At 47.2% G+C, this 7387-nt stretch carries 5 protein-coding genes and 1 tRNA gene; 1 reads left to right on the forward strand and 5 read right to left on the reverse strand.

The window, feature by feature from the left end; translation table 11 throughout:
* Positions 1 to 237: 237 nt before the first annotated feature.
* A complete protein-coding gene (locus AC2VDX_RS12800; RefSeq protein ID WP_378179085.1) occupies positions 238 to 840 on the reverse strand; it encodes a glutathione binding-like protein in 603 nt (200 codons plus the stop codon).
* A 153-nt stretch (positions 841 to 993) separates the two neighbouring features.
* On the opposite strand from AC2VDX_RS12800, the gene selD reads away from it, so the two are divergent.
* Complete coding sequence (gene selD / locus AC2VDX_RS12805) at positions 994 to 3303, forward strand: selenide, water dikinase SelD (protein ID WP_378179088.1); 2310 nt, start codon at positions 994 to 996, stop codon at positions 3301 to 3303.
* A gap of 9 nt (positions 3304 to 3312) precedes the next feature.
* Here selD and AC2VDX_RS12810 read toward each other — a convergent pair.
* The 4 genes from AC2VDX_RS12810 to glyQ form a co-directional block, all read right to left on the reverse strand.
* Positions 3313 to 3399: transfer RNA gene (locus AC2VDX_RS12810), tRNA-Ser, on the reverse strand.
* 74 nt (positions 3400 to 3473) lie between these two features.
* Positions 3474 to 5762 (reverse strand): ComEC/Rec2 family competence protein, encoded by a 2289-nt coding sequence (locus AC2VDX_RS12815; RefSeq protein ID WP_378179091.1) that lies wholly within the window; start codon positions 5760 to 5762, stop codon positions 3474 to 3476.
* Positions 5762 to 6247, reverse strand: a complete 486-nt coding sequence (locus tag AC2VDX_RS12820; protein ID WP_378179093.1) for a DUF4079 family protein — start codon at positions 6245 to 6247, stop codon at positions 5762 to 5764. The genes AC2VDX_RS12815 and AC2VDX_RS12820 overlap by 1 nt, the downstream gene beginning before the upstream one ends.
* A gap of 27 nt (positions 6248 to 6274) precedes the next feature.
* On the reverse strand, positions 6275 to 7174 hold the full coding sequence (gene glyQ, locus AC2VDX_RS12825) for a glycine--tRNA ligase subunit alpha (RefSeq protein ID WP_378179096.1): 900 nt from the start codon (positions 7172 to 7174) through the stop codon (positions 6275 to 6277).
* Between the last annotated feature and the right edge of the window lie 213 nt (positions 7175 to 7387).

Here is a 7387-nt window from a genome sequence, read left to right on the forward strand (position 1 = left end):
TTCAATTCGATTACTAATTCATTATCTCAGATTTGGAGATGTTCCAATTCCCTATCAAAATCAAAGAAATCATTTTCGGCTCCCCTCTCGCATTCTCGCTCGCATCATACCCTAATTCAGCAACGCCTAATAACGCTTTTGTGACTAGCTGAAAATATTAGCGATCGCTTCTTCTTAAAATAGATAGGTGGGCAGTGCCCACCCTCCCGCTACTTGTGCTTTTTACCTGTTGACTTCTTAGGGCACTGTCATACCGCGCTGTACGGCTGGACGCTGCTGAATTGTCTCAAACCAGCGTTTAAGATTTGGATGATTATCTAGGGTTAAACCTGGAAATTCATAGCTAGCAACCCAAGGAAATGTGGCAATATCAGCAATCGAGTATTCATTGCAGATAAATTCCCTATCTGCCAGCTGTTTGTCTAAGACACCGTAAAGTCGTAGTGTTTCTTTCTCATATCGCTCAATTGCGTAAGGAATCTTTTCCGGAGCAAATTTCTTAAAATGGTTTAATTGACCAAACATTGGTCCTACGCTTCCCATTTGGAACATCAGCCACTCCAGCACTTGAAAGCGAGCTTCTTGTTCTGTAGGTAGGAATTTTCCAGTTTTCTCTGCTATATAGATCAGGATAGCACCCGACTCAAAAACCGTTATGCCAGTGTCTTGGTCAACAATCGCAGGAATTTTGCTATTCGGATTAATTGCTACAAATTCCGGCGTAAATTGCTCTCCCTTGGTGATGTCAATCTTATGGACGTTGTAAGGAAGCTCGACTTCCTCCAACATGACAGAAGCCTTGCGCCCGTTCGGTGTTGTGAAGGTGTAAAGGTCAATCATGAGGTTAGATGTTCAGTTTTGCAGTTCCACAAGGTAGTGTAACTTGAACGACGGCGCGATACGTGCGATGCACTCTGCCAGCTCTGAAATAATTACCATGATCTATAGGGCTGGCATCTCGTCACTCTGGAAAATTTAAACACTGGCTTTTAGATGCAGGTAACATCTCCGATTGTTAAAGATTTAGTGCTGATTGGTGGCGGACACAGCCATGCCATTGTGCTGAAAATGTTTGGCATGAAACCGTTGCTGGGAGTACGCCTGACGCTGATTACAGACACTTCTCATACGCCCTATTCTGGTATGTTGCCCGGTCATGTGGCAGGTTTTTATGACTACGATGAAAGTCATATCGATCTGCGACGCCTTGCCGAATTTGCCCAAGCGCAATTTTATCTTGACCGAGCGATTGGTCTAGATTTGGAAAATAATAAAGTTATCTGTGCTAACCATCCAGATGTTGCATTTGACCTGTTATCAATTGATATCGGCAGTACCCCAGCCACAATATCTATACCAGGTGCGGCGGAGTACGCCATTCCAGCTAAACCCGTAGCAAAATTATTAAGTGAATGGAATCAACTGCTGAAAAGTGTTGCAGAAACGCCTGAGAAACCGATACAACTTAGCATTGTGGGTGGAGGTGCTGGCGGAGTGGAACTGGCGCTGGCAATGCAATCTCGCCTGCATCAATTGTTTGAGCATTCCCAGCAGTTTCCAGAAAATCTAGAAATCCATCTATTCCATAGCGGCGTTGAGCTTTTACCGAACTATAATCGCTGGGTAGGTCGGCGTCTTCAGAAGATTTTAACCCAGCGTGGGGTTGAGTTGCATCTAGAGGAAAAGGTGTGTGAAGTTCAACCGCACAAGGTTATTTGTGAGTCTGGTTTAGCGGTTGAATGCGTGAGTGTTGCGACTCCTGCTGAGTGTCGCGTTTTTTGGGTGACACAAGCATCGGCACCCCCTTGGCTGCAAACATCTGGATTGGCTACCGATACCAAAGGTTTTATTCAGGTAGATGATACCTTGCGATCGCTATCTCACCCCCAAGTATTTGCCGCTGGTGATATTGCCACGATGATTCATCATCCTCGTCCGAAAGCCGGAGTTTTTGCGGTGCGTCAGGGGAAGCCACTGTTTAACAACTTGCGGCGGACGTTACTGGGGAAACCACTCAAACCTTATAAGCCGCAGAAACAATATCTTAGTTTAATTGGTACAGGGGATGGTCAGGCGATCGCTTCCTGGGGAGCTATGGGGTGCGAATCCCGCTTGTTTTGGCACTGGAAAGACCGCATCGACCGTCAATTTATGGCACGCTTCAGCAATCTGCCAGAAATGTCAGAAAAAATCGTCAATCCTGACTCAGCACTCACGGTTGATGCCTCATTTAGCACTCACTCCTCCGTTCTCAATACTCAAATGCGCTGTGCTGGTTGTGCTTCTAAAATCGGCAGTACCACCCTAGAGCGAGTGTTGCACCGGCTCAAGGGGGAACAACCGCAATGGACGGACAGAGAGGATATCCTAGTTGGACTGGATGCACCCGATGACGCTGCTGTGGTGCGGGTACCAGTAGATCGGGTGATGGTTCATACCCTCGACTATTTCCGTACTCTCATCCACGATCCATTTATCTTCGCTCAAATCAGCGCCAATCACTGCTTGAGCGATATTTTTGCAATGGGAGCAACTCCCCAAAGTGCGCTAGCGATCGCAACTATCCCTTATGCTTTAGAACAAAAGCAGGAGGAGACTCTTTATCAGCTGTTGTCGGGTGCTGCCAAGGTACTTTACCAAGCGCAAACACCTCTCGTCGGCGGACACACAACTGAAGGTGCAGAACTCGTCTTTGGTTTATCTTGCAATGGTTTAGCCGATCCCCATCAACTGTTGCGAAAAGGCGGTATGAAGCCGGGTCAGGTGCTAATTTTGACCAAAGCACTAGGAACGGGAACTCTATTTGCTGCACAGATGCGCTTGCAAGTAAAAGGTCGCTGGATTGATGATGCCGTCCAGTCAATGCTGCTGTCAAATCAAGCCGCCGCCATGTGTTTATTAAAACATGGAGCTAAAGCTTGTACCGATATTACAGGTTTTGGATTGCTGGGGCACTTATTAGAGATGATTCAAGCCTCTGGTATAACGGTTGAATTAGAGATGGATGCAATCCCGGTGCTAGAAGGTGCAATAGAGACACTGCAAATGGGAATTTTCAGCTCTCTCCATCCCCAAAACTTACGCGCATCGAGCCAAATTAATAATTTATCAGCAGTTAGCGATCGCGCTACTTACCCGCTGCTGTTCGATCCCCAAACTTCTGGCGGTCTGTTAGCTGCGATTCCAGCCGAGCAAGCAAGTTCTTGTCTTGCCTTACTCCAATCTCTCGGTTATTCGCACAGCCGTGCCATTGGTCGCGTGATGCCTCGTGTTGAAGGCGTCCAGCCAATCTCACTGCATTAGTTGAATCAACGGAGAGGAGAGGATTTGAACCTCCGGTGACGTTGCCGCCACAACTGATTTCGAGTCAGTCGCATTCAACCACTCTGCCACCTCTCCAAGAACAAGTTAGCTTGTGTTACAGCTGATGTTCCAGTGTCTATCATAACTCTGAAAACTACCACTTGTTCAAGTTAATAGTTAATCCCTAAGTCATTTTCGGTTGCCTCCAGGGTTGTCTCAAATCCACCACTGGGAGTCCACTGGATGGCACCGTCACGATCGGTCGAGTAAAGCTGAGTTTTATTCTTTCGCAGCTCTTGCGTCGTTTCTGGATCGATAGTCGCGGAGGCAGCGATCGCTACCTTTGGTTGTAACTGCTTCAACAAATCTGCCTGTAAGCGCTCTCCCGACCACCAAAGCACCTGTGTAGGCGGCAATTGTTTGATAATCCCTAGCTTTTTTCCATCTTCCTCTGGCTTAAAATTTCCTAAGAGCAACCAAGTCTGGTTACTGATTTGCAGTTGCAAGACTGGCGGTTGATCGCTAATTAACTTGATAGACGTAGAGCCAACCGGCACACTTTGACCCAGTGGCAAGCGCATTGTTTGTAGGGGAACCCCTTGTGAGTACCCCGCATTAATACTTCCCAGGGCGGCATTATTAACATATAACGTTTTAATTAACAAGCGTTCCAAAATCTTAGACCAGCCACTTCTGAGGCTAGGCTGAGAATTGAAAGCGACTGCCCAGTCAATTTCATTGACGCCTTGCTGTTGCAAAAAAGGTAGCACGGTAAAACTAGCTGTTGTGGCATCCCCGCTATTAATCAGCATGACTTGTCCTTTATCTTGAATCACTAACACGGGTTCTCCTGTTGTAGAAAGTACCGTGACTCGAAACAAAGTTACTTTTGTCTGCCAAACCGGAACAACCACTAAACTGGCAGCAATTAGACCCGCAAACCACCAACGCCGACGCCACCATTTGCTGAGCGAAGCCAGAGCAATTAGCCCGTATAGAGTCAACAGTTGCAAAACAGAGATGGTGCCGACAGCAACAGAATTTCCTGGTAACTGGGAAAAAAATTGTACTAGCAGAATCAGCCACTGAGTTGGGTAATATAGCAACCAAGCCAAGGCACTTCCAGCTAAAGGCCAGATCAATGATGCTAAGGCGCTGATAATTCCACCAATACTAATGATGGAAATCAAAGGGGTGCTGATTATGTTTGCCAGGATGCTGTAGGGAGATACCAGACCAAAGACATAAAGTTGTAGGGGTAAAACCCACGGGAAAACGGCTATCGGAAGCGCAATCAAGGATGCGATCGCGGGTGGCAACCAATCCAGCCATTTTGTAACCGCCGGTACTGCAACTAATAATCCTAGAGTGGCTAAAAAACTAAGTTGAAAACCTAAATCCCAAATCCACAGGGGATTAAACAGCAATAAGAGAGTGGCAGCAAGTAGCAGCGAACTCACCGGCTTAACCTTTCGTTGCATCGCCAAAGCAATTAATGCCCCGACTCCCATCACCCCGGCTCGAACCACAGAGGGCTGCAAGCCTGTTAGACCTACAAAAACTATTAGGGCACCGAACCCAATGATAAATTGCGTCCGCACCGAAAAACGCTGGGTTAGAGCCACCACCACACCCAGAATTAAAGAAATTTGAAATCCAGACGCCGCAAGGGCATGAGCCAAACCACTCTGGATAAATTTATTGCGAACATCGTAAGGTAAATCTACCGCCTGATTCCCCAACACCATCGAACTGACCAGCTGACCCTCTGGACTGCCTAACCAACGTACTTGAGATTGGATGATCCGCCGCCGGATAGTCCAGAATCCCCACGGACGTTTTTCTGGTTCATTAGCAAAGCTAACTTGACGCCCGCTAAGACCGGCAAACCCACCTTCTCGTTTTAGGTAAGCCTGAAAGTCAAAGGCTCCTGGATTGGCAGCGGGCTTAGGTTTATACAAGACGCCAGTTACTGCTATTTCTTGACCCGGATATAAACCAGTAGCTTGCAGTAAAGGCACAGTTACATATAACTTGCCCGTCACCCCCTGACTAACATCAGCGGGTTTGTTCTCGCCGTTCTTGACCTCATTTAATTTAGAGGCTTCCAGCCAGAATTGCGATCGCTGACTTTGCGTCAGACGGGGCGGAGTCGCAATCTTGCCCTGAACAGTGACAACCTGCTCCTGCCCTCTAATATTTTGGGCAGACACAAACTTGCTAATGTCATTCGGCGCTGGTTGCGGCACTCGCACTTGAAAATAAAGTGCCGCTAGCCACCCAACAATTCCAGCCGCCAGCCACACTCTCGATTTCGGGCCGGTTCGCCAAAATCGGGGTAAGACAATAGCCGCCCCAATCCCCAAGCCTAGTATTCCGTACTTCCCCCAGGGCGATCCCGTAGAAAGTAAGCCCAGAATATAAGCCAAACTTAAAATGACGCCATTGGCTAAGTTCATTAGATAGTCAAACCTATCTTCAAGCCCAGTACAGCGTGCAGAAACGGCATACAGAGGGCTGTGCTTCCCAAGTAGGGGTCACAAACTGTCCGCAACACCGCTTTATTGCCCCCAAAACCAGTCACACCGATAATCCCATTAACGGCTAGCAATACCAGCACAATTGAACCCATCTCAAAATGCAGACTTTCCAATATTGATTGCTGCATTACCAGAGACAATAATCCACTGGTGTAGCCTGCTGCCGCTAACAGAAAAATCCAGGTTGCAAGTTTGTCGTGGTCAGCTCGACTTTTTTTAGTAACATCTGCATCCGTCACCATTCGTCCGCACCATTCGGCTAGTCCTACAAAAGTGCTTATTCTAAAGATTACAATCGCCATCATTAGCGGATGTCTCCAAGGCACAACTGGCTCGGCAATCCCCAGTTTGTCAAATTGATGGCTAATGCGTTCCAAAACCCCACTTAGGCTTACCAAGCCCACTGAAATACCTATCCTCCAAATTTCTAGCTAGTTTTGAGCGACTGGTTCTTTAGCTTCTTGTAGTTTACACAGCGGAAATCCCAGTGCCTCTCGTTGCTGCAAGTACAGCTCAGCGACTCGCCGTGCCAATTTGCGAATTCTGCCAATGTAGCGCGTCCGCTCGGTTACAGAAATGACTCCTCTAGCATCCAGCAAATTAAATGTGTGAGAACACTTCAAAACATAATCCAGGCTGGGTAAGACAAGTCCGCGTTGAGCTGTTTGCTCTGCCTCCTGCTCGTACAGACCAAATAAGGTAAACAACAACTCTGGGTTGGATGCTTTAAAGTTGTAGACACACTGCTCAATTTCTCCCTGGAGGTGAACATCTCCATAGGTAAGATCATCAGTCCAGTGAATTTTAGTCAATGCATCGACCTGTTGGAGGTACATGGTTAATCGCTCCAAACCATAAGTGATCTCAATTGAGACAGGTCTACAATCAATGCCTCCGCACTGCTGAAAGTAAGTAAACTGAGTGATCTCCATCCCGTCTAGCCAGACTTCCCAGCCAACACCCCAAGCTCCTACTGTGGCATCCTCCCAGTTGTCTTCCACAAACCGGATATCGTGATCCTCAGGACGAATACCCAACGCTCTTAGCGAGTCCAGATATATCTCTTGAATATTATCTGGTGAAGGCTTAATCAAAACTTGATACTGATAATAGTGTTGATAGCGATTCGGATTCTCGCCGTAGCGTCCATCTGTGGGACGACGGCAAGGTTCGACATAAGCCACAGCCCAAGGTTCAGGTCCAAGACATCTTAAAAAGGTATGAGGATTCTTGGTGCCTGCCCCTTTCTCAATATCGTAGGGCTGAGCGATCAGGCAACCGCGATCGCTCCAGAACTTATGCAATGTAGCAATCACCGACTGAAAATTCACAGATTCCTTTCCTCAGGCGCTCAATGCATAACCCATTGTGGCGCAAATGCTGCGCCCCTTGGGCTTTTCAGAAATTATCAAAAAAATTTTTCAAAACAGTTGACAGAGTTGGTAAGAGGTTGCTACATTAATAAAGCGGTCGGGAGAGCAAGCGAAAGTGAAGCGACACCGAAGCGCACCGAACCTAGAAAAAATAATAGTTTGAAAGCCAAG

Source organism: Coleofasciculus sp. H7-1, from assembly GCF_057473865.1.

Coding starts and splice junctions, on each gene's coding strand:
- AC2VDX_RS12800 (WP_378179085.1), bottom strand. CDS start 840: ATGATTGACCTTTACACCTTCACAACACCGAACGGGCGCAAGGCTTCT.
- selD (WP_378179088.1), top strand. CDS start 994: ATGCAGGTAACATCTCCGATTGTTAAAGATTTAGTGCTGATTGGTGGC.
- AC2VDX_RS12815 (WP_378179091.1), bottom strand. CDS start 5,762: ATGAACTTAGCCAATGGCGTCATTTTAAGTTTGGCTTATATTCTGGGC.